The following is a 24828-nucleotide window of genomic DNA, read 5'->3' on the forward strand; positions in this document are numbered from 1 at the left end:
TAAGATTTCACGAAGTGAAATCCACAGGCTTCGACGCAATCCTCCAGACGTGTACTTTGAGTATGGGATGCAACATATAAAACATTAAGCAGAATGTGCAAACAAATATATATAACTTCTATGTGGTTTTCAGAGTACAAACTCTGACAGATTCAGTGGCGATGGCTATGAGGATCCACCTGTTCCCATCTCGAACACAGTAGTTAAGCTCATAAACGCCGAAAGTACTTGGCTGGAGACGGCCTGGGAGGATAGGAAGCTGCTGATTAACGAAAAGAAAAAGGTCTACCTTAAGGTAGGCCTTTTCTTTTTGCTAGTCTTCGACTAGCTAACTCTGCAAGAGCCGTCTCCAGCCAAGGTTGTACAAGTAGAAACTATCTATATAAATCAATAAGACGGCGTGGGAAGGGTAGGGTGTGAGGCCACAGAGGAGTGAAACGACGTATGGGGCCCACACATCACCTTCTTCCGAACGTAAGATTTACCGAACTGCGAAGCAGTGAAGGAAAATCCACAGTGAGGATTGATAGGAAGCTGCTGATTAAGCTAAAGGCACACCTGAGGGTGTGTCTTTTTTTGTATGGATTTTTATTCTTTTAAGGGAACTAATGAGCAAAGCAGTAGACGTTGAAGGAGTTACTTATATAATTAGTATTAATTATCGTGCTTTGAAGCACATATTTTTCTCATGGATATGGTATACTTAGGCTTATATCATATTTATAGGAGGTCATATGGCTAAGAAAATTGCGGTTCTCGTGAATGAGGATACAATGCAGCGCTGTTCTTGTGGCGGTTGTTTGAAAGCATTTATGAATAAAGCGGATTCTTTTGAGCGTTATGCTGATGAGGATATTGAGTTGGTGGGGTTCACACATAGCGGTGGGGATCTAGCCAAGAAGATTGAGTCTTTCAAGAAAAAAGGTGTTACTGCGGTACATCTTTCTACATGTACGCGTGGTAAGAATGAAAATTATGAAAGCATCGCAGAGCAGTGTGCTGAGGCGGGCTTTGATGTAGTAGGCTATACACATGGTGGTGCTGTTTCTAAAGATGGTAAAGAAGCGATAGTACTTTCAGCTAAACCAGTAACGACAGATCAATAGTCAGCAATGCTTGAATTAACTATAACAATTTGCAATATCTTATAATAGATGAATAATTGTTCCATTATTCATTCTATATTTACACTAAACCTATATTATATAGATAGTATGTAAATTATGAGTGATATATTTATCATTTTGAGAGGTTGAGAGAATGAATAAGAAACTTACAGCGGCTACTTTATCTATTGCTATGGCAGTGACAATGGCACCTACTGTGATGCAAACGGCTTCTGTCAATGCTGCTTCTGCTGCGGTACAATCCTTAGCTGGTGGTGCTATTGCTATGGCTTACGTATCTACTGCATTAAATAAAATGGATAATTCTGCAGAGGGGCAACAGGAGAGTTTGGCACGCACAAAAGAGAAAACTGGTTATTTAAACGATAGTGCAGCTCAAGAGCGTGTAAATCGAATTATGAAGACATTAGAGGCTACACCTAGTGTAAAGCGTTCCTACGTTGTCTATGCGAATCCTGATGAGGAGTTTAATGCGTTTGCCACACTTGGTCGTGTTATGTCTATTAACAAGGGTGCTTTAGATACACTGGATGATGATCAATTAGCCTATGTAATGGCTCATGAAATTTCTCATGGCGAGCATAAAGATATTATTAATGGCGCTAAGAAACAAATTGGTCTTTCTACAGCAGTCGGTATAGCCGCTGGTGGTAGTGAAGGCGCGGCTATTTTATCTAATGTGGCAGGTAATTACTTATCCAATCAAGTGTTTACGATGAGTCAAGAAAAAGCTGCTGATGAGTTAGGCTTTAAGATTTTAAGTGAATCTCCATATAATGTAGGTGGTGCTGCTGGTTCTATGGCAGTACTGCGCAACAAAGTGGGGGAACACTATCGTGAAGGGCTTTCACAGGTGGTAGCACCTAATAACCATCCAAAGTTGTCCGATCGGGTGAACAATAATATTTCTCGTATGTACACATATTCTGGGAATCATGTAAATGTATCGAATGGTACTGTGTATGTAAACGGCGATAATATTTATACTCCAGCAGGTAGCGGTCGTTACACAGGCGAAGAGCGTGCTTATTACATGGCCGGTAAATTGGCACGATTGTATCATAATAATCAAGTGACACCAGGTTCTGCATCGTATAGTGGTGACACTGTAACGGTAGCTGGTCAATCCATTGTTTCTACGCCAAATGCGGACGTAGCATTACAAGTGGCAACAAATCTTAATAATGCATTTGTAAAACCTGCAGGTTCTGCTGTTAATGCAAAAAAACCAGTAAAGGTTAAACAAGAAAAACCTAAAAAGGTAAAAGAAAATAAAAAGGTAAAAGCTGATAAAGCTAAAAAATAAATAAGAGCTATACATGGCATATAATTTGCTTTAAGGATTTATGTTATTATAATGAGAATAATCAGAGGACTGAGCCCATGAAGGCTTAGTCCTCTTTTTATATAGATTGTAATATTTATAGTTTGAGTATAAGTTAATAAGTTTATAAGATATATTGAGGGATATACGAGTAATAAATAGACCGTAAAGATATGGATAGTCTGGAGTATAAGTATTATTCATGTGTGAATAAATTATATTCATGGAGTAATAATAAGCTCATAAAAATACAAAAAGATTTTTGATGGTGGAACGTGAATTATAATGATTTTCAACTATAAAATATGAGAGATTATCTTATTGAGCATAGTTTTAATAGATATAATTATTATATTTTTTATAATAATTATGAAGCTTTTATGCGAGAACTTAATATTGTCTATATATAGTGGATAGATGTATATTTAAGGTGGATGGAATATGTAGTTAGAATGGAATCCTATAGAAATATCATAACGGTAGGGGGTATAGGGTTATTGTACTTATAAATACTTTATAGGATAATGTCAATGTTGGTGGTTAATCTAATAATATAGATGACCATTTTTTTGTTAAATAACACGTAATTTTATATATTATATGGAGGCTATGATGGAGTATACAATTCACCTATTTAATGCAGGTGGTTTCGTTATGTATCCACTTGTACTATTCATGTTAGCAGCATGTACTATTTTATTTGAACGTATTCGTACGTACAGAAACATCAATCATGAGTTACAGCAGTTGTCCGATAGCATTGATGCCGGTCGTAATAGTAATAATTGGTCTACTCTAGAGAATTCTATAAAAAATAGTGATGATGCATTGAGTCGATTCGTGTCTCCTATCGTGGAGTCTGTATATAGTGCGGAAGGTTTAGAGAATCGTTTACATGATGTGGTAGGGTACATGGATGAACGTTTAAAACGTGGTCTTAACTGGCTTAGCATGATGGTAACAATGGCTCCATTACTTGGCCTTTTGGGTACTGTTGTTGGTATGATCCGCTCCTTCGCGGCCGTTGGTGGCGATATTGGTGCGCCTACTGTTATTACAGGCGGCGTATCCGAAGCGCTGGTTGCCACTGCAACAGGGCTTTCAGTAGCCATCGTAGCATTAGCCATCCATAGTTGGTGCACAGATAAAGTAAATTCAGATATCGCAAAGTTAGAGCAAAAATTAGGTTCTATTATGGATTTATATATTAGGAGTCAACGATGAAACGTAGTTCAGTAGGCATACAAAAAGAACCTACCATCATGATTATACCTATGATTGATATCGTTTTCTTCTTGCTCGTATTTTTCATGATGAGTACGTTGTATATGAATACAGAGGAACAAATTCCTCTTAACTTACCAAAGGCTTCCTCTTCTTCTGCAAAGACGATTGAGCCTATCACAATTTCATTAACAGCTACACATAAGATGTATTTGAATGAACGTGAGATTGTCCCTGATCAACTGGGCAATGAAATTCAAGGTATTGTTGCAAAAGAACCTCAACAGGCATTTATTGTGCGTGCCTCTGAGGATATTGCGTATAAGGACGTTATCAATATTTTAGATAATCTTAAAATTAGTGGTGCTCGGTTTGTTAGCGTAGCTACAGAACGGAAGTGATTCTATGGTAGATAAACGATATGGAATTCCTTTCGTAGCTGCATTGGCATTAAATCTTGTATATTGGGGTGTTGTAGGTGATTGGTTTGGTCATATAAAACCTCCAGAAACACCAAAAAAAGACTTGGTTATCAATCTCGATATGGGGCAGCAAGAACCTCCTCAAGAGAAGGAAGAGCCTGAGAAATTAAAGATTCAACCTGACGACAAACCCGTCGCAGGGGGCGGTAAAGCAGGTAGTGTGTTGCCTAATTTATCGGGAAAGCCGACAGAAGGCTTAAAAAATCTGAATCCTTACTTAGGTGGTAATGAGACGGCATCAGTCAACTTGAATGGTAATACTGATAATCCTGTTGGCAATCCAGGCAGTGGCAATGTACCAGGCCCTGGTGGTGGTGGGGTTATTGGTAATGGAGGCCTTGGTAATGAGGGCAATGGTTCTAAAGGTGGTGATCCAGGTCCAGGTGATGTAGAACGTCGTGGGGGATCTTACGATAGTTCAGGTTATATTGCTCGCGTTGAGAGTAATAAAGTAATGCCGCAACAGGCGGTGCGCCGTGGCCTCAGTGGACGAGTTTCCTTTGAAATCACTTTTGATGCGGATGGCAACTTTGCTGGTGCGAATATGATCGGTAGCAGTGGCTCTAGCATTCTCGATAATGCTGCTGCTAGCCTCGTAGAGAGCTCTGGCGGTATAGAGAATACAACAGGTGAGCCAGTTACGATTGTGGTTAATGTAGATTATGGTTTTAACTAATCTTCTATAGCTGATAATGTATGAATTATGTTTGTGTGTAGTTGTAATTCAGAAAATACAAGAAACGCATTTGTTAGAGGATTAGTTTTAATATTTTTTTTATTGTGTATTTATTGTGTGTGGAGGGGTTATGACGAGTCGTCGTATTTTATCTGCTGCTATTGCGGCAACGTTAGCGTTAGGTACGTATCAAGCCTATGCGTATGATGAGAACTTCAAGGGTTATGAGGTTCATAATGTTTCGGTAAAAGCCGATGCGGCAAAGGATGAGTATGGTAATACCATTACTGAGCAATCCTATTACCGTACTGGTGGTGACGTAAAGGTTATCACTCGTGAGGAGATTGAAAAACGTCATTATCGCGATGTAACTGAAGCGATTAAACGTGTTCCAGGTGTTACATTCCAAAATCCTGGTTATCGTGGTGGTGAGTATGGCTACCAATTCTACAATAATGGTGTATCCATCAATGGTGACTCCCGCGTTGTGGTATTAGTGGATGGTCGTCGTGTAGACAATATTACATCTGGTCGTTTAGGTGATAGCTCTGAAAGAGGCTCTAAATCTACAGGTGTAAATATTGATGAAGTAACCAATATGGATGCTATTGATAAAATCGAAGTTATCAAAGGCCCTGGTGCTTCTCAATATGGTTCTGATGCTACAGGTGGTGTCATCAATATCATTACACGCCGTGGTAAAGGCAATTTCAGCGGTTCCGTTGATTTGGCTACAGGCAGCTGGAACAAGCATAGTTATAACTTGACTGTACAAGGTGCGGCAGGTAAGAATGCATCTACTGGTTACTTTGTAACAGCTACACGTACTATGTCTCAAGATACGAAGTATAAAGATGGTGATACTGGTGAAGTAGCCACTCTTACAGGTTCTAAATGGCGCGAAGAAGGATTTAATGCACGTATTGACCATGAGTTCAATAAGAAACAAAGCTTACAGTTCTCAATGAACTTCAAAAAAGGTCGCGATGGGTATCCAATTTCTACACCAAGCCGGAAATACTGGAATGCAGATGATTGGCGTCGCATTATTTTCAATGCTGAAGTTGGCCAATATGATACTAATTACAAGTTGAAAACAGATCCTAAATATGTAGATCCAGATGAAAATCCACAAGGTTATGCACCTAAGTTGTATGGTGACTCCAGAAACCCTGGCTACCACAATTTATTCGCTTTAGATGGTAACTACGGCTCTTATAGTAAGTTTAAAAATTAGACACAGATTTGAAATTTACTTTCGATCGCCAAGGTCAAATGGAAAGCTTTGCTAGATTGTATCGTTTAGATCATCGATATGAAGGTCGCGATACATATACATGGTCTAAACTTGGTAGCGAGGCCGCACGTGCTGCCTATGCTGCGGCATTCCCTAATGGCGCTACTGTGGAGCAATTTAATGCATGGGTTGATTCCAATTTGGCACCATTCCCAGATCGTCGTGATGCATTGCGTCAATGGATTGCTGAAACAGGCGGTATGGCAGGTAGCCCAAATAGATGGTATAAAGAAAATAAAACAGGTGTAGAACTTCAATGGACTCGCCAACTTGATAAGCATGATATTATTGCTAATATCGACTATAGTCGCTCTAATTTGAATTCCCGTTCTATTAAACGTAATGGTGATGTAGTGTCTTCTGATATTCGTCGTAATACTTTATATGCTTATTTACAAGATAAAATCTACATTGGTAACAATGTGGAATTAACACCAGCATTGCGCTATGTACACTATAGCAGTATTCAAGGTAATGGCAGCGGTGACTCCCAAGGTAAGGGTAGCGTAAGCGCCTTGACTCCTAGTTTGCATGGTCAAGTTAAATTTAACAAGAAGACTAGTATGTACGCTGGGTGGACTCGTATCTTAAGACCGCTTAAAACAGGCGACTATAGTGCGACTGATGGAGTATTTAATACACCGTTAGATGACGAAAGAGGCGATGCTTTCACATGGGGCCTATTACATACATTTGGGAAAAACAATAATACTACTGTAGCAGTTCACTATGATTACACACGCATGAAAAATGCCATCGCTACATTGCCAATTTGGAATGGCAGATCCGGTGAGTTTGAAAAAACAGCAGTTAATGCGAAAGAAAACAAACAATCTTTCAATATTACAGTAGACCACAGATTAAATGAACATGTAACAATGAGTGCGTCTTATTCTCATATGAAAGATAAATGGTTATCTAAAGGTGGTTGGATTCTTGATCCAAACTGGGGTTATAGCAATAGCGATGATATCAATGTGGCTATTAATAGCTTGCGTCCGCAAAACCACTATGCATTGAACATTTCTTATGATAACAAGCGTCTATATTCTGGCTTGTTGATTAATTGGTACACTGGTAACAGCGACTATGCATTCACTCATAGACGTTTCCTCATCGTGGACTGGAACCTCAACTATGATGTAACAAAAGATTTAACTGCGTACATTGTAGTGAACAATGTTCTTAACCGCGCTTATGAAACAAGCTATAGCGCTTACAATGGTCGTGGTAGTGCGGCTATGCCGGCACGTTCCTTCATGATTGGGGCGAAATATAAATTCTAATGATTAGATTCAGCGCATTAATACTATGTCTATTACTATGCGTAGGTTGTGGTCCTCAGCAGGTAACTGTTGAGGACCATCAGTCTACATCTACGCATATCGAACTACAGCCGCCGGTAACAATCAAGTCTTATGTGCGCCGAGGGGAACCTTTTGAAAGCACCTATACGGCGGTACCTGAACGTGTGGTGGCGATGTGGCAAAACTCCATAGAAACCATCATTGCCCTTGGTGAAGGGAATCGTATCGTAGCGGGTATGGGGATTCCAGATCGCAAATACGTGCGCCCAGAATACCGTGAAGCGTACGATAAAATCCCATACAAGGATCTGAAATACGCCAATTTAGAAAGTGTATTAATGATGAAGCCTGATTTACTAGTTGGTTGGCGATCTACTTTTACTAATAAAGGGTTACGACCACCTGCATTTTGGCAGTCACGACATGCGAATGTGTATATTGCAGAATCTTCTCTAGGGGCGCAGTCTGCACTGACCATGGATATGGAGTACCAATATATTCGTGATTTAGGCCGTATCTTTAACCGTAACATGGAAGCAGAAAAGTTGATTCACGATATGGAACAATCTGTAGCACATACAGTGGCCCAAACGGCTCATGAGAAGCCACCAAAGGCATTGTTTGTCGAGGTGCAAGGTAAGCATTTTCGATTGTATGGACATAAGACATTAGCAGGTAATATAGGGGATTCTTTACATGCCGATGTAATCGACACGGAAACTCCGACTATTAGTATGGAGGATGTAATTGAACAGAATCCGGACGTTATATTCTTGATTGTATCTGATGGTGAATATAGCCAAGCGGATGTGATTATGAACTATGTACTAACGCAGCCAGGTTTACAAGGTGTTAATGCATTGCGCAATAAGCGCGTTCATTTCTTGCCATTGCTCGCTGTATATAGTCCTGGTATTCGTTTATCAGATGGTATCGACATCGTATCGCATGGGTTGTACCCTAATCTATATTCAGAAGGGGTACCAGATTTAATTCATTAATAAAGGAGCAGTATGCTAAAACGTATTGGATATACTGCTGGCGGATTTGTCCTCATAGGGGTGCTAGCGGTAGCCATTCTATGGGGACTTTCTGTTGGTACAGTACAGTTTTCACTTTCTCAAATTTTTAATATTGTAATGGATCAATTTTCTAGCCCTTTGGCTATCGATGATCCTATGAATGGTCCAGAGCAGACCATTATATGGTTATTGCGTATGCCGCGGTTGTTGATGGCCGCTATTATTGGGGCAGGTCTTGCGGTATCTGGCGTTATCATGCAGGCTATCGTTAAAAATCCACTAGCGGATCCATATATCTTGGGTATTTCATCGGGTGCATCCCTTGGCGCTACGGTAGCTATTTTATTTGGTGTAGGTGTTATGTTCGGTGAGAACTTCGTCGGCGTTATGGCCTTTATTGGAGCCATGGCGATTTCCTTCGGCGTGTTGTTTATCTCGAACTTGGGTGGCCGACCAAATTCGGTGAAATTGATTTTAGGGGGCTTGGCATTAAGCGCTGTATGTAGCTCCTTCTCTAGTTTTGTGGTCTATTTAGCGGACGATAAGGAAGGCATCCAAACTATTACGTACTGGTTGATGGGTAGCTTTGCGGGCGCTAAATGGGACATGTTGCCATTTATTGCCATCGTTGTACTCGTGAGCATTCTATTCTTTTGGTCTCAAAGCAGAGTTTTAAACATTATGCTTCTCGGCGATGAGGTGGCCATCACCTTAGGTCGTGATTTGCATAGATATCGACAAGTCTATTTGATTATTAGCTCACTTATTATTGGCTTTGTGGTGTACGCTGCGGGTATGATTGGTTTTGTAGGACTCTTGATTCCTCACCTTGTGCGCATGACAATCGGCACGAATCACTGGACCTTGATTCCATTCAGCGCATTAGGGGGTAGCATTTTCCTCGTTATTGCGGATGGCTTGTGCCGCTGCATTATTCCTCACGCAGAATTGCCAATTGGTATTCTCATTTCGCTCATTGGGGCGCCAACCTTTGTGTATATGTTGGTGCGTAAGAACTATGGATTTGGAGGGGAATAATGAATATTCAAACAGATAATATCCAAGTCTCATTTGGTCCGAAAACGATCCTCCATGATATTTCCCTAGATATACGAGACAAGGAATTTGTAGGAATTATAGGACCTAATGGGAGTGGTAAAAGTACGTTTTTGAAATGCTTATATCGCGTGCTTCAACCTAATCATGGCAAGATTTTCTTTGACGGCACTGAAATGAGTTCCTTAAGTCATCGCGACACGGCTTTAAAAATGGCTGTAGTAGCACAGCATAGTACGGTTAACTTTGATTTTTCCGTTCTTGAAATGGTCCTTATGGGCCGCTCCCCTTATAAAGGACTGCTCGACAGAGATAAAATCGATGACTATGAAATTGCTCGACATGCACTGGCTCAAGTAGGGCTTAGTGATTTTGAAAGTCGCAATTTTAATACCTTATCTGGTGGTGAGCAGCAGCGTGTTATCTTAGCACGTGCCTTGGCACAGCGCACAGAATGCCTAGTGCTAGACGAACCGACAAACCACTTAGATATTAAGTATCAGCTGGAACTGATGACGATTGTAAAACGCCTTGATGCAACAGTAGTGTCCGCTATTCATGATTTGAATTTAGCAGCTATTTATTGCGACCGTCTCATTGCCTTAAAAGACGGCTCCGTAGTGTGTACAGGGCCCCCTCACGAAGTATTAACAGAGGAGACCATCCGACACATCTACGGCGTGTCCGCCACGGTACAAACATTACCAAATGGACGATTAAATATTATATATAATATGGAATAATTAAAAAAAGAGGCGTGGATGATGAAACGAATGAATAAACAAGTCTATGTAGCAGTGCTTATGGCATTAACTACTATGTCAATTAATAGTTATGCTGCAGATGTAACAATGAACAATAATGAAGAAGAAGTTACCATAAATGTTACAGCTAATCGTACAGCGTTATTAGATTTAGATACACCGGTATCGACTTCTGTTATTACCCAAGAGGATATACAAAATAGCGGCGCTAAGACTGCCTTTGATGCGGTCGCCAATGTACCGGGTGTAACCATTAATTCCTTTAGTGCGTCTGGCGCAGATTTTGGTGGCATGGATAGCCGTACGAATATTCGTGGCCTCGACCGCGGTGCACTTGTTCTTGTAAACGGTGTACCTATGAACTTGAATGGTAAGAGCGGAATTGGCTCTATGCCTACCAGTGCCATTGAGCGCATCGAAGTCGTGAAGGGGGCGGCCTCTACCTTATATGGTGCAGAAGCTTTAGGTGGTGTTATAAATATTATTACAAAGACGCCGTCAAAAGAGGGTGGTTCTGCTACGGTAGCTGTAGGTAATCGAGGCTCTAAGAGATTTGATATTTCTTATGGTACTGATCGATTTCTCGTTGGTATCGATAGAAAATACTGGGGGACTCAAGATCCATCTACACCGGTGCGGTATGACTATACAGGCCGTAAAGGTTATGATTACTACACTACGCGCAACAAGGGTAATTCCTTAGACGTGTTCATGAGTGGTAAGCTTTCAGATAAGATAACCTTAAATTATAGTCGCGATGAAAGCCGTTCCTCCTTTGGTCTGATTAGTACAGAAACAAATCCTATGAGACAGGCTCGTCATTCTACGACATATCATTACAAGGATGACCGCAACAATGCATCCCTGATCTATAAGGACGATAATACGACGGGAACATTATTTTATAATGACCGTACTATGCGTGGTGAAAGCCGTGTTCATAGTGCTAAACAGTTCAAGCCGACCGAAACCAGTTATGTAGCTCGTCAATATGGTATAGATGTACAACATGAATGGGACTTTAGAGGCGGTAAGGATTATTTGATTGCCGGTGTTACAGGTAAGCAAGAAACCTATCGCGCCACACAGGCCCCTGTGTATACACGGCCTCATCGTAATACCTATGCGGTGTACAGTAGCTATTCTCGTGAAATCAATCCAAAATGGACTGCCATTTTGGGCTTGCGCTATACAGCTATTAGTGATCCTATTAAGGACCAACATGTGTTAACGCCTCAGTTCCAATTGTTGCATACCATCAATAAAGATTCCTCCATGTACTTAAATATAGGGAAAGCTTACACGATGCCTAGCTTGAGTGATACATTCCGCAGTGTAAACCGCCAATACACAGCAGTAAGTGGTAAAAATCTTAAGCCTGAAGAGGGTTGGAACTATGAATTAGGTTATAAACGCCTTAATAAGAAGGATAGCTGGAAGGTGGACGTGTTCTATATGGACTTCAAGAACTTCTTCCAATGGCAACCTGATGTAAATGGTCGCCCAACCGTTCGCGTAAACGGTGGTAAATTCCACAATGTTGGGATTGAAGCTGAGTATAGTAGACATTTGTCAGATCGACTCAAAATGAGTGTAAGTGGTTCTTATTCTAATCCAAAACAAAAGGAAATGAATGAAACCTATTGGAAACAAGCGGCTCCTAAGTTACAGTTTACAACCGGTGTTCATTATAAAAGCTCTACTTGGGATGCAGGCACATCTTTGAACTTTGTAACCAAACGTTTGCGCAATCGCGATGGTGGCTTGAACCCTAACATTGCTCTTTGGAATGCTTACGTTGGGTATCACTTTAATAAAGATGCTACATTACGCCTTGATGCACGGAATCTTTTGAATCGTCATAATGTGGTATCCAATGGAGATTATGAATACTGGGATGCACCATTCAATTATGAATTAAGTTATACACAAAAATTTTAATATGTATTAATGATACAATCCCCCGAGAATGCAGTAGCGGTAGGGGTATGGGTTTTGTGCGGGCCAAATAAATGTGTAATAATACAAATATGTAGTTTATATAATTGTGTGAATGTATATATGTGTTAAGTGAGGCATTTGGTATGAGACAACAAATTAAGCATCGTATATCTATACTTGTGGGTTTAGCATTGATAGGATTGTCTGTGAATGGATATGCAGCAGAGGTAAGTGCTGATAAGACTCCCACTACAGCTGCATCGAGTGAATCTAATGGAGCATCTGAAATCCATACTATTAATGTAACAGCAAATCGCATGGCTCTTTTAGATTTAGATACGCCGGCTGCGATGGATGTTATTACTCAAAAGGACTTAGCTAATAGTGGTGCCAAAAATGCATTTGATGCGGTTAATATGGTACCCGGCATTACGTCTTTTTCCTATGGTGCATCTGGTCTTGAATATGGGGCTATGGATAGCCGTGTGAATATCCGTGGTCTTGAACGGGGCTCTTTGATTCTCATGAATGGGGTACCGATGAACCTCAATGGCAAGGGCGGACTTAGCTCTATTCCGACTAGCTCTATTGAACGCATTGAAGTATTAAAAGGTGCAGCGTCTGCTTTATATGGCGCTGATGCTATGAGTGGTGTTATCAATGTAATTACTAAGACTCCAAGTAAAGAAGGGGGCTCTGCTACGATAGGTTTTGGTAATATGGGCCGCCAAACTTATAAAATTAACTATGGGACGCCTCGCTTCTTAATAGGTGTGGAACGTAACTTCTTTGGCGCTCAAGATCCAGAAACCCCTATCCGCTCCGATATCGGTGGTTATGCTAGAGGGTATGAATATTATACAGCTCGTAACAAAGGGAATTCTTTAGGTGTATTTATGAGCGGTAAATTAAATGATAAGTTGACTTTGAACTTTAGCCGCTTTGAAGGTAATTCTTCTTTTGGACAGTTAAGTACAGAAACGAATCCTATTAAGCAAAAGCTTCACTCTACAACATATGCTTATAAAGATACTAAAAATAATGCGTCTTTAGTTTATAAAGATGGCAATACTACAGGTACAATCTTCTACAACGATAGAGATTTGTATGGTAAAAGTCGCGTACATAGCAAAAAGGCATATACGTTGAGTGATAATAACTATATTGCTCGACAATATGGTTTTGATGTACAACATGAATGGGATTTCCGCGGTGGTAAGGACTATTTTATTGCGGGTGTACTTGGTAAACGAGAAACATATCGCACCACATCTGGTCCGTACTATGGAAATCCACATCGCAATAGTTATGCCGTTTATGGTACATACTCTTATCAAATCAATCCTAAATGGACTAGTATTTTAGGCTTGCGTTATTCGGATATTAAAGACCCTGTGAAAAATCAGCGCGTATTAATTCCTCAGTTCCAATTACAACATCGTATCAACAAGGAATCATCCATGTATATAAATGTTGGTAAAGCTTTTAGAATGCCGAATCTAAGCGATACTTTCAAGAAAATTAATAAAGGCTATGCCTCTGTTAGTGGACGCAATTTGAAACCTGAAGAAGGTTGGAATTATGAATTAGGCTATAAACACATTACTAACAAAGACAGCTGGAAAGTAGCGCTCTTCTATATGGACTTTAAAAACTTCTTCTCTTGGAAACCGGATAGCAATGGTAAAAACACGATTCGCGTAAATGGTGGTCGTTATAGAAATGTTGGTATCGAAGCTCAATATGACCGTAAATTAACAGATCACTTAAAAATGACTGTGGGAGCATCGTATTCCAATCCTAAACAACGAGAAATCGATAAGACCTATTGGAAACAAGCTAATCCTAAATTGCAATTTACCGGGGGAATCCATTATAACAGCTCAACCTGGACTGCAGGTACTAGCATCAACTTTGTTACAAAACGGATGAAGAACCGCGATGGCGGCATTAATCCTAATCTCGTAGCTTGGAATGCGTACGTAGGGTATCAGTTCAATGAAAACTCATCCTTGCGGCTAGATGCACGTAACTTGTTGAACCGTCACAATGTTATTTCCAACGGTGACTGGGAATACTGGGATGAACCATTTAATTACCAACTCAGCTATACTCAAAAATTCTAGACTTTATGTAATCACTAATTAGAACTATACAAGGAGTATCATCATGAACAAGAAAATTGGATTTTTCATATGTTTGATGATACTCCTTTGTGTATGTTTAACAGGTTGTGGACCTCAATCTGAGGATGGTGTAACGCCATATACTCGTTATGTGGAAAGTCACGATGGCGTTCAAGTTGCTGTTCCAGAGCATCCAAAGCGGATTTTATCACTGTCCTCTGCATTTGACACAATTTTATTAGGACTTATAGAACCAGAGCGTTTAGCAGGCATTAATAAATTGTCTACCTATGAGGAATATTCGCTAGAGGCAAAGCGCGCAAAGTTGGTAAAACCTGTGTTGAGCTCGTATCCTTTGGAGAAAATTATAGCCTTGAAACCGGATCTCGTTATAGCGCCAGATTATATATCGGCTGATGTTATCTATGGTTTACGGCACATGGGTATAGCCACTGTTGTGGTACCTACCCCTTCTACGGTGGACGGAGTGATTCAGAATGTGATGGAGATTGCTCATATTATCGGGGAAGATGAAAAGGGTAGCTTTTACAATCGGAAGATTCATCGTGAAATAGATGAAATAAAGCACCTAGCGGAATCTATTCCACTTGAGCAGCGCAAGACGGTTCTCTTTGTGTCATCTATGGACGGATACACGGGCACAGGAAGCCTTTTTGATGATATGTGTCACTATATGAGCATCTATAATGCACCTGATCGGATTGGATTACCACCACGAATACCCTTTGGGGAGGAGCTTGTGCTAGCCATGAATCCAGACTATATTTTTATTCCATCCTATAAGGGAATGGACAAGAATTTGGCGGATAGATATTTAAAGAATCCAGCCTTTCAAAATCTACCTGCTATTAAGGAAAATCGCGTTAAGCCCTTACCGGCAGCGTACTTATATACAATGAATCAGCATATTGGTGAAGCAATGCTAGCCATTATGCATACTGTGTATCCTCAATTAGAAAGGAATTCTCATGACTAAACAGAAACAACGCATCATGGCGATCACTCTGATTGGGGTATTGCTATGTATAGTGAGCTTATTGGCACTCCATGTAGGGACCATTATGATTCCTATTGGAGGGGGCGTCCAAAGTATTTTGAATGGTATGGGCATACCAGTGAGTTTTACTGAACCTATTTCTGCTGAACAAGAGGCGGTACTGTGGTTTATCCGCATGCCACGCCTTATCATTGGACTGCTCGTAGGCGGTGCCTTGGCAATCGCTGGCGCCGTTATGCAAGGGGTATTCTCGAATCCGTTGGCTGATCCAGGTATTATGGGTGTATCCGCAGGGGCATCTCTCGGTGCGGTTATCGCCATCGCCCTTGGTGTAACATCTCTTGGCATGTTTTACATGCCTGCCTTTGCCTTTGTCGGGGCCTTTGTATCCGTTGGGATTACTATATTGTTAACATGGCGTAATAACAAGCTCGACACGACCACCTTGTTGCTTGCTGGTGTAGCTGTTAGTATGCTGCTCGGTGCTTTTACATCGGGCATCTTGACGATGATTAATGAATATCGCTTGCGGGAATTTTTATTCTGGATGGTAGGTGGCCTCGATTATCGTCGATGGGACCATGTTCTATTGGCGGTAGGACCTATCATGACGGGTAGTGTCATTTTGATGATGCTCGGTCGTCACCTCAACGTACTTGTCCTTGGCGATACAGAGGCGCGTGCCTTGGGTTTGCCTGTTATGGTGTACCGCATGTTATTCCTGTTTTTGGCATCTGTCGTTACTGCTACTGCGGTGTGCGTCAGTGGTTCTATTGGCTTTGTAGGTCTTGTGGTACCACATATTGTACGTATCTTAGTAGGGCCAGATCATCGAATACTATTGCCTATGGCGGCCGTTGGAGGCGCACTATTCCTCGTATTCTGTGATACATTAGGTCGCGTTATTGCTCAGCCAGTTGAGATTCGCGTAGGTATCATGACGGCTCTATTAGGGGCACCATATTTTCTATATTTACTTCATCGCTTGCGTCGTAAAGGAGGGGCCTAATGAAACTAGATGTTCAATCTCTATCTGTCACATTAGGAGATACAACCATTGTAAAAGAGGCATCCTTTGCTATTGACCGAGGCGAGTTCGTAGGCATTATCGGCCCTAATGGCTCCGGTAAAACAACGTTGTTAAAAGCATTACGTGGCCTTTATCCTACATCTGGTGGAGATGTTTTGTGGGATGGTAAAAGCATCTCTTCTTTGAGCGATAAAGAAATCGCTCATCATGTGGCGTATATGCAACAGTCTGTAAATGTTTCCTTCGATTATGAAGCCATCGATATTGTAATGACCGCTCGTTATCCTTATTTGAAATGGTGGGAACAAGAAGGCCCTGAAGATAAAGTTATCGTTGAACAGGCTATGAAAGAGGTAGGCGTTTATCATCTGCGGAATCGTTCTGTACAATCTTTGAGTGGCGGTGAGCGTCAACGGGTATTCTTAGCAAAGGCTTTGGCACAACAAACAGAGGTCCTATTACTAGATGAGCCGACGGCTGCCCTCGATCTAGTATATGCTGACGATATCTTTCATGAAGGCCGCCGATTATGTGACGAAGGTAAAACGATTTTAATTGTCGTTCATGACTTAGAATTAGCCGCAAAATATTGCACTAAACTCGTCTTAGTTAGTGATGGTCACATCGTTGATGTAGGTGCACCTCGAGATGTATTGACGGCAGAAAATTTACGAAATGCGTTCCGTTTATCGGCCGCGGTTTACGATGATCCGTACTTTAAACAACAACGTATCTTTGTATTCCCAAAAGGAACTACAAAGATTGATGACTTCAAACAAACCGAAGTTACTTCAGAAATGTCTATTGATCCAAATCTGAAATAGTTAGAATGGATTACGATACTTAGAGTTTTCCTAGGGTTATTGATTTATTATGTATGGTGACTATTTTGTATTGCGAATCTGAGTGAGGTTAGGCGTATGCTATATCCATTTACTGCTATTGTTGGTCAAGATGAAATGAAATTGGCCTTGTTGCTCAATGCCATAAACCCATCAATCGGCGGTGTCTTAATTGAAGGCGAAAAAGGCACTGCTAAGTCTACGGCTGTACGTGCGTTAGCGAATCTGTTACCTCCTATGGAAACAGGCGCATCAGCGATGTCTGTTGTTGAGCTACCTATCAATGCTACAGAAGATCGCGTTGTAGGATCCATAAATTTGGAAAAGGCATTGCAAGAGGGTGTAAAAGCCTTTGAACCGGGTATTTTACACGCAGCCCATCAAAATATTCTTTACGTAGATGAGGTTAATCTATTAGATGACCACATTGTAGATATTTTGCTAGACGTGGCGGCTATGGGGGTGAATACGGTAGAGCGGGAAGGGGTGAGCCATTCTCATCCATCTCGTTTTATCCTCGTAGGAACGATGAATCCTGAAGAAGGCGACCTCAGACCTCAACTGCTAGACCGTTTCGGACTATCTGTTATGGTCTATGGAGAACAGGACCCGGCACAACGTATGGAGGTAATCAAGCGTCGCCTCGCCTTTGGCGACAATGCTGAAAGCTTTGTAGCGTCTTACAAGGAATCAGAACGTAGTCTGCACGAACGTTTATTACAAGCTCGTGAAGTATTGCCAGGCATCATTCCATCTGATGATGTGTTGTTGCAAATAGCGAGTATCAGCATAGGTGTCGGCGTTGATGGACATCGCCCAGACATTACGATGATGCATACGGCTCGTGCTCATGCAGCCTTTCACAGTCGCAACCAAATTACAGCGGAAGACCTCAAGGTGGCGGCACGATTAGCGTTAAAACATCGCTTACGTCGCTTGCCCTTTGAAGAACAAGGTTACGATGAGGAGCGCATTGATACAGTGGTATCGGCAGTGCTTGAGGGCTAGTTATGGAAACATCTGTACAAGAGGCCCTCGAAATAGGCCTTGTAAACGACCAGATTCATACCATTGTTATTTCTGGAGGTACCGGTGTTGGTAAAAGCTATGTACTTCGTCAGTGCCTCGAGAAATGGCAAATTCCATATCGTTTGATACCTGTTTATATAGATACTTCACAACTACAAGAGTCCATCGATTTTGAAGCATCCTTTGCACAGGGTAAGATGGTTATGGCATCTGGCTTATTAGGTGATACGAGTAATCGATGCTGGGTTGTCGATGATGCTCACGTTCTGTCGCCCGAAGTCCGTCATGCACTATTGGTAGAAGCGAAGCGTCGTCAAATACTACTGATTATGACCATAAACCATGAAGATAGAACCTTAGATGATGCGGAGTGGGAATTCGTAGATGTGCATGTATCTATGGACGCACCTACACTACAATCTAAGGTGAAGGTGTTACAACGAAGGCGAGATGAAATTGAGCCTTCATCTGAGGATCTATTGAGCCTAATAGATTCTAAACGAGTTCAATCTATAGTTGTTCCTGATGCTATGCTTTCACTGGCTATATCCTATGCATTGCAAGCTCGAACCGTAGGTCATGGAGCAGAGTATGTATTATTACAAGTTATGAAATCACTGGCAGTTCTTGATGGTAGTTCTTACTGCAAGCCATCTCATGCGGAACGAGCCGCGCTCTATGTACTGCCTCATCGCATGAAGCGCAATGATACACCTGAATCTCAGACCTCACAAGGAGAGACATCTAATAGTGCAAGTGACCAAAACCAGTTGCAGGAGAATACCGAATCAGCAACAGATGATTCGGATGTAGACGACTCTGATAACTCTGATTCCAGAGATTCCAAGCGTGATGAATCCCATTCTGACGAGTTAAACGCTAATGGGCTAGATAATTCAAATAGCGATGGTCATGACGGCTCAAGTGATATGGATTTTGATGATTGTAAATCAAAAGAGTCCAATCATTCAGAAACATTAGAGTCTACAGCGAATGAGTGGGGAACTTCTGATTCAATGAATACTTATAGTGACACATCTAATGGAATATCTTCTTTATGTTTGCCCGATACTGTTGCCCGTATAGCTAACCAGTTCTTTCAATGGAAATTGCAATCTTCTAAAACGGTAGACCGTCAGTATCGTAAAGGTTCTGGTCGGCGCCTTATGACTAAAACAAAGGATACTAGGGGGCGCATGATTCGAGCGTATCAAGATGAACAGGCTTTAGAGGATTTGGCTTTAATTGACACATTGCGTGCAGCCGCACCGTATCAACGATTGCGGGCCGTTGAAAGGGTAAAACAATTACAGGTAGATACCCCATTAAATGTAGTGGAGCAATCTGTTACATCGGAATGCTTATGTCAAATGGACCCACAAGCAGAGCGTCATGATTTAAAAGGGCTATCTATTGTAGTAAAACCTCAAGATTACCGCCGAAAGGCTCGGGAAAAGAGGATTGGTGCGTATCAGCTTTTCGTAGTGGATGCTAGTGGCTCTATGGCAGCTCGCCATCGCATGGAGGCGACAAAAGGTGCGATTTTGAGCCTCTTGCGTGACTCTTATGTTCACCGTGATTCGGTGGGACTTATTGTATTTCGCAAGGACTCCGCAGAGATATTATTGCCTTTCACCCGTAGTGTAGAGCGAGCAGAACGACTGTTAGCTACATTGCCAACGGGGGGCAAGACGCCCTTAGCCCAAGGTTTACGAGTCGCCTATACTATGTGTGATAGATTGCTTCGCAGACATTCGGCGGAGCGGATTCAAATGATTTGTATTACCGATGGTCGTGCTACTTCGGGGGCTTCTGAGGACCCTGTAGGGGAGGCGAAACAATGGGCTCGTATTTTAGGGACCTTGCCAGTATACTGTATCGTTATCGATACGGAAACGGGCTTTATCAAGCTCGGCTTAGCTAAGGAATTGTGTAAATTAATGAATGGCAGTTATTATGCGATGGACTCTATTACGTCAGATAGTATTTTGCGCGTATCGCGGAGGTAGATCATGAGTCGTCTCCTGTATATTTCTAATTTAGGAAAACAAATCCAATATATAGAAAAAGCTGTTGCTACTTACCCGGAACTCTTACAGGGCGAGGTGGACCTTTGCAATATGAAAAAGCCTCCTCAATGGGATGCTGACTTTGAAAGTCGCTTACGCGCTGCCGATGTAGTTCTGGTAACGAATATGGGGGTTGGTTTAGACTCGCCCTTCTTAGAACGTCTGGAACGCTGGTTATATGCACATCATCCTAAATACTGGATTGATGTAGTAGAACCTAAGAAAACAGATATTTTATATCGCAATTTGGATGAGGATAAACGGGTCCTTCTTGAAAGTTACCGCCGAACCAGTGGGGTTATGAATTATGTACGCTTAATCAATGGTGCTTTCAGTACAAAACCTACCTCTGAATGGGAAGAGCCAGATCCTATTCCTTGGCAAGCCATTATGGGTCGAGAAGGCAATATCTACGAAACTTATGATGAGTTTATGGATGCCGAAGGGCATCGAGATTGGCCATCTATAGCGGTCTACTTTTACCGTGACGAATGGATCATGGGGGATATTGAGTATCAACAGGCCTTATTTGAAGAGATTTACAAACATCAGTACAATCCGATTATCTTTTATGGTCAGTATGGCTCGAATCCGCGCGTAGGTATTCCAAATATGAAGCTGTCCATGAACCATCTTTTTGGGAAGAATGAATTCCCCTTTGATGTGCTCATAAATACTTGTAAATTTTCCTTTCAGTCCTTAGGTGCTCAAACCTTGGAGGAGTTAAAGCTACAGGATGTTCCTATCGTTCAGGGTTATACCATATACATGGATGAGAAATCTTGGGCCGAGAATCCACAAGGTGTAACACCTTTAGACGTGAATTTATCTATATCTCAGCCTGAGATAGATGGGGTTATTCAAGGCGGTGTTGTGGCATGCCAAACCTATGATGAGCGTGGACACTATGTGTACTTGCCTGTGAAAGAACGCATCGCTGCTATTGTACAACGAGCTATTAAATGGTCTACATTGCGCCATATCCCTGTATCGGAGCGAAAAGTGGCCGTTATATTACATAACTATCCGCCTAAGAACTCCAACATTGGCTCTGCCGCAGGTCTTGATACACCTGAGTCGGTGCTACGGTTATTGCGAGATATGAAGGCGGAAGGTTATACCATCGACACGGTGCCAGAAACAAGTGCAGACTTGATGGATGTGGTAACGTCTCATATGACGAATGACCGCTCCATGCTCACCGATGAACTGCTAGCCTCTGCAGAAGGTCGGTTAAGTAGCGATGATTACAAATCATATTTTGCTACGCTGCCGGAAGATACGCAGACAGCAATGGTTAAATCTTGGGGCGAAGCCCCAGGGGATGTATTCGTCTACGATGATGACGTGATTATCCCAGGTTTCTCCAATGGCAATCTGTGGATTACGGTACAGCCACCCCGTGGATTTGGGGAGAATGTATCGGCCATTTATCACGATCCTTGCTTGCCTCCACCACATCAATACTTAGCGTTTTATCACTGGGTGCGCGATGTCTTTGAAGCTGATGCAGTTATCCATGTTGGTACCCATGGCTCTCTAGAATGGCTGCCCGGTAAGGGGGCTGGACTCAGCGCTAGTTGTTATCCGGAAATCGGCATTTCCAGTTTGCCAAATATTTACCCGTATTGGACAACCATTATTGGGGAAGGCATACAAGCCAAGCGGCGTAGTTCGGCTTGCTTAGTGGGTCACTTGTCGCCGCCGATGACGACAGCGGGCCTCTATGATGAGTTCGAAGAATTAGAGGCCTTACTCGATGAACATAGTCATTTTGAGCGGGAACATCCTGAAAGTGTCTCTACTCTAGGTGAAGTGATTCGAGAAAAGGCCATGGAGTGCCATCTCATCGATAAAGAACGAGGTTCTACCATGACGGTGGACGATATAATTACAGAGGTCCACGAAAAGCTGAGCGACTTGAAACATATGCAGATGCGCAATGGTTTGCACATCTTGGGGCAAGGTCCTGAAGGGGAAGCATTAGAAGAGTTTATTACTGCTATTGTAAGCACTCCTCAAGGTGAAATCGCGTCAGGCCTTGCCACCATCGCAGAAGAATTAGGTTATGATTGGTCTTATATGGCGGAACATGCTGGCGAAATTCATTTAGATGGTATACGATATAGTGTTACCATAGATCGAATTTGGAATGAATTGCGTAGCTTTGTAAGGCATGTGATCAATATACCAGATTATACAGTGCTCGAACGGTTAGAACCTTTGGCGAATGCGATCGTTCGAGAGTATATTCCAAAATTAGGTGACACCAAGAACGAGCTAACCTCTATTTCAAATGCCTTACAGGGCAGATATGTAGAGCCCGGTCCAGGTGGAGCCCCCTCGAGCGGTCAAGTCGACGTACTGCCTACGGGGCGTAACTTCTATGGTTTAGATGAAAGAGCTTTACCGACGAAGATAGCCTATCAATTAGGCATAGAGTTAGCAGATCAAGTTATCGCTGACTATATTTTGAATGAACAACGGTATCCTGAGACGATTGGCATCATCCTATGGGCTACTAGCAATTCTAGAAGTCATGGTCAGTGCTTGGGTGAGTTCCTTTACTTGTTAGGAGTTCGACCTAAATGGCAATCGGGCGGTCGCGTGTCAGGTTTAGAAGTGATTCCTTTAGAGGAATTGCAGCGCCCTCGCATCGATGTGATGGGCCGCATCAGTGGCCTCATTCGAGATATGATGCCTACTGCTATCGGCTGGCTCGACAAAGCCGTTGAAATGGTGGCAGAATTAGATGAGTCGTTGGAAGACAACTACGTGAAAAAGCATATTCACGATGATGTGGACTGGCTCGTTGAGCAAGGTGAGGACCCTCTATTGGCTACTAAAAAGGCTAGACTCCGCATCTTTGGCGATCCGCCCCAAGCTTATGGCACGGGTGTAGGTGCCTTGATTGAAGGCAAAAACTGGGAGTCTTTACAAGATATTGCTCAAGTTTACAGCAAGTGGAGTAGCTTTCATCTGCACAAGGACATTCCTCAGGACATGAGGCTGTTCCAGCGTCGATTAACCACGATGGATGTAACCATTAAGAATGAAGATAATCGGGAAACGCATATTATGAGTGCCGATGATTATTATAGCTATCACGGTGGTCTCATTGCAGCGGTGCAGACAGCAAAGGGCAGCGCACCTCGAGCCTATGTGGGAGATAGTTCAGACCGCAGCCGCGTTGTGATGAGGCCCTTAGGTGATGAAATTCGCCGCGTCGTACAAGGGGAAACGCAGAATCCTAAGTTTATTCAAGCCATGATGAAACATGGCTACAAAGGGGCATCGGACATGTCAAATGTAGTATCTCATAGCTTTGGTTGGGACGTCACTAGCGATGTTGTACCAGACTGGGTTTACGAAGGATATGCTAACAAGTATGCCTTAGACAAAACAGTGCAAGAATGGATGCGGAATGTAAATCCTTGGGCTTTGCAGCGCATTACAGAAATCTTGTTAGAGGCTTCTCAACGTGGTTATTGGGACGCATCCCCAGAGATGTTACAAGATTTGCAGTCATTATTTATTTCCATGGAAGGGGTTATAGAGGGTCGTTAGCATGAAACAAAGAATTTCTATTATATGTACCATAGTAATGATGGTACTTTTAGTGGTCGGTTGTGGTCCTACGCAGACGGGGACAACGGGTACGACACATCAGGTTACGGATGGCACTGGTCTAACTGTTACTGTACCTAGTGAGCCGAAGCGCATCGTCCCTATCGCTGCGAGTACAGAGGATATAGTGTTATCTTTGGTTGATCCGAGCCGAGTGGCAGCTGTTGGCACCGTGCCTAACAATGTGCCTGACGAGTCTGCCAAGGTTGGGAAACATGTGAAAGCAACTGCTGAATCTATGCTCTCTGTACAGCCTGATCTAGTATTAGTTCCAAACTGGATGTCCCCAGATGCGATTGGGGAAATGCGGAATATGCAGATTCCCGTTTATGTCTATAAGACGCCGACTACGGTAGAAGAAGCAAAAGCAGTTATCCATGAAATTGCAGGACTCTTACACGCTTCGGATGAAAAGATGATTGCTAGCATGGACGCAGATTTGAAAACTGTCGAAGAGTTAGCCAATAAACATACCGGTGAACGCCCTGTAGTAGCATTTTATACGCAATTTGGTTTAACCGGTGGCAAGGGGTCAACCTTTGATGATATGACTAAATATTTGAAGGTTACCAATGCGGCCGCCCAATTAGGCTTGGGGCCTTTTGATAATGGGACGCGAGAGGATTTAATCAAAGCGAATCCAGACATTATCATCATCCCATCGGTGGCTTATACCTCGGATGGCACTACGCCAGCAACGGCAGAACAACTCTATTCTGACCCTGCTTTGCAAGGTGTTAAGGCCATCGCCAATCGTCGTGTGTTCCTCGTAGATTCCTCGCAGGTCATGAGTTATTCCCAATTTATGACTCGTGCAATGGTTTCTATGGCACAAAATATATATAGTATGTAAATGTATGTGTGGAG

The 24828-nt window shown here is 42.2% G+C and carries 19 protein-coding genes and 1 rRNA gene; all 20 read left to right on the plus strand.

Annotated elements, in window-relative coordinates:
• Positions 1–151 precede the first annotated feature (151 nt).
• The 20 genes from rrf (at position 152) to HMPREF0873_RS06735 (ending at position 24814) form a co-directional block, all read left to right on the plus strand.
• A 5S ribosomal RNA gene (gene rrf, locus HMPREF0873_RS06645) occupies positions 152–268 on the plus strand.
• 466 nt (positions 269–734) lie between these two features.
• Complete coding sequence (locus HMPREF0873_RS06650; RefSeq protein ID WP_004694380.1) at positions 735–1106, plus strand: CGGC domain-containing protein; 372 nt, start codon at positions 735–737, stop codon at positions 1104–1106.
• 154 nt (positions 1107–1260) lie between these two features.
• Positions 1261–2433 carry a M48 family metallopeptidase gene (locus HMPREF0873_RS06655; RefSeq protein WP_038125729.1) on the plus strand — a complete coding sequence of 391 codons (1173 nt, stop codon included), beginning with the start codon at positions 1261–1263 and terminating at the stop codon, positions 2431–2433.
• A gap of 630 nt (positions 2434–3063) precedes the next feature.
• Positions 3064–3675 (plus strand): MotA/TolQ/ExbB proton channel family protein, encoded by a 612-nt coding sequence (locus HMPREF0873_RS06660; RefSeq protein ID WP_004694376.1) that lies wholly within the window; start codon positions 3064–3066, stop codon positions 3673–3675.
• Positions 3672–4076 (plus strand): biopolymer transporter ExbD, encoded by a 405-nt coding sequence (locus tag HMPREF0873_RS06665; RefSeq protein WP_004694375.1) that lies wholly within the window; start codon positions 3672–3674, stop codon positions 4074–4076. Before HMPREF0873_RS06660 ends, HMPREF0873_RS06665 begins: the two co-directional genes overlap by 4 nt.
• A gap of 4 nt (positions 4077–4080) precedes the next feature.
• Positions 4081–4833: a TonB family protein gene (locus tag HMPREF0873_RS06670; RefSeq protein WP_038125730.1), complete on the plus strand. Its 753-nt coding sequence runs from the start codon at positions 4081–4083 to the stop codon at positions 4831–4833.
• 130 nt (positions 4834–4963) lie between these two features.
• Entirely contained in the window at positions 4964–6070 is a 1107-nt protein-coding gene (locus tag HMPREF0873_RS10075; RefSeq protein WP_232192016.1) for a TonB-dependent receptor, read from the plus strand.
• Between the two features lie 8 nt (positions 6071–6078).
• The gene (locus HMPREF0873_RS10080; protein WP_008715093.1) at positions 6079–7416 is read left to right on the plus strand and encodes a TonB-dependent receptor domain-containing protein; all 1338 of its coding nucleotides are present in this window, start codon (positions 6079–6081) and stop codon (positions 7414–7416) included.
• Positions 7416–8438: an ABC transporter substrate-binding protein gene (locus tag HMPREF0873_RS06680; RefSeq protein ID WP_008715095.1), complete on the plus strand. Its 1023-nt coding sequence runs from the start codon at positions 7416–7418 to the stop codon at positions 8436–8438. Before HMPREF0873_RS10080 ends, HMPREF0873_RS06680 begins: the two co-directional genes overlap by 1 nt.
• Positions 8439–8450: 12 nt before the next feature.
• Entirely contained in the window at positions 8451–9497 is a 1047-nt protein-coding gene (locus HMPREF0873_RS06685; RefSeq protein ID WP_008715097.1) for an iron ABC transporter permease, read from the plus strand.
• A complete protein-coding gene (locus HMPREF0873_RS06690; RefSeq protein WP_008715099.1) occupies positions 9497–10258 on the plus strand; it encodes an ABC transporter ATP-binding protein in 762 nt (253 codons plus the stop codon). Before HMPREF0873_RS06685 ends, HMPREF0873_RS06690 begins: the two co-directional genes overlap by 1 nt.
• An 18-nt stretch (positions 10259–10276) precedes the next feature.
• A complete protein-coding gene (locus HMPREF0873_RS06695; RefSeq protein WP_008715100.1) occupies positions 10277–12220 on the plus strand; it encodes a TonB-dependent receptor in 1944 nt (647 codons plus the stop codon).
• Positions 12221–12363: 143 nt separating this feature from the next.
• Positions 12364–14346, plus strand: a complete 1983-nt coding sequence (locus HMPREF0873_RS06700; RefSeq protein ID WP_008715101.1) for a TonB-dependent siderophore receptor — start codon at positions 12364–12366, stop codon at positions 14344–14346.
• Between the two features lie 43 nt (positions 14347–14389).
• Positions 14390–15343, plus strand: a complete 954-nt coding sequence (locus HMPREF0873_RS06705) for an ABC transporter substrate-binding protein (protein ID WP_008715102.1) — start codon at positions 14390–14392, stop codon at positions 15341–15343.
• Positions 15336–16373: an iron ABC transporter permease gene (locus tag HMPREF0873_RS06710; RefSeq protein WP_008715103.1), complete on the plus strand. Its 1038-nt coding sequence runs from the start codon at positions 15336–15338 to the stop codon at positions 16371–16373. Before HMPREF0873_RS06705 ends, HMPREF0873_RS06710 begins: the two co-directional genes overlap by 8 nt.
• Complete coding sequence (locus HMPREF0873_RS06715; protein WP_008603335.1) at positions 16373–17218, plus strand: ABC transporter ATP-binding protein; 846 nt, start codon at positions 16373–16375, stop codon at positions 17216–17218. Before HMPREF0873_RS06710 ends, HMPREF0873_RS06715 begins: the two co-directional genes overlap by 1 nt.
• 96 nt (positions 17219–17314) lie before the next feature.
• Positions 17315–18244 (plus strand): ATP-binding protein, encoded by a 930-nt coding sequence (locus HMPREF0873_RS06720; protein WP_008715104.1) that lies wholly within the window; start codon positions 17315–17317, stop codon positions 18242–18244.
• Between the two features lie 2 nt (positions 18245–18246).
• On the plus strand, positions 18247–20274 hold the full coding sequence (locus HMPREF0873_RS06725) for a VWA domain-containing protein (protein WP_008715107.1): 2028 nt from the start codon (positions 18247–18249) through the stop codon (positions 20272–20274).
• A 3-nt stretch (positions 20275–20277) separates the two neighbouring features.
• Positions 20278–23901, plus strand: coding sequence for a cobaltochelatase subunit CobN (gene cobN / locus HMPREF0873_RS06730; RefSeq protein WP_008715109.1), 3624 nt, complete (start codon positions 20278–20280; stop codon positions 23899–23901).
• A 1-nt stretch (position 23902) separates the two neighbouring features.
• Positions 23903–24814: an ABC transporter substrate-binding protein gene (locus HMPREF0873_RS06735; RefSeq protein ID WP_008715111.1), complete on the plus strand. Its 912-nt coding sequence runs from the start codon at positions 23903–23905 to the stop codon at positions 24812–24814.
• The last annotated feature ends 14 nt before the right edge of the window (positions 24815–24828 follow it).

The organism is Veillonella sp. 3_1_44 (assembly GCF_000163715.1).
Taxonomy (GTDB): Bacteria; Bacillota; Negativicutes; order Veillonellales; family Veillonellaceae; genus Veillonella; species Veillonella parvula_A.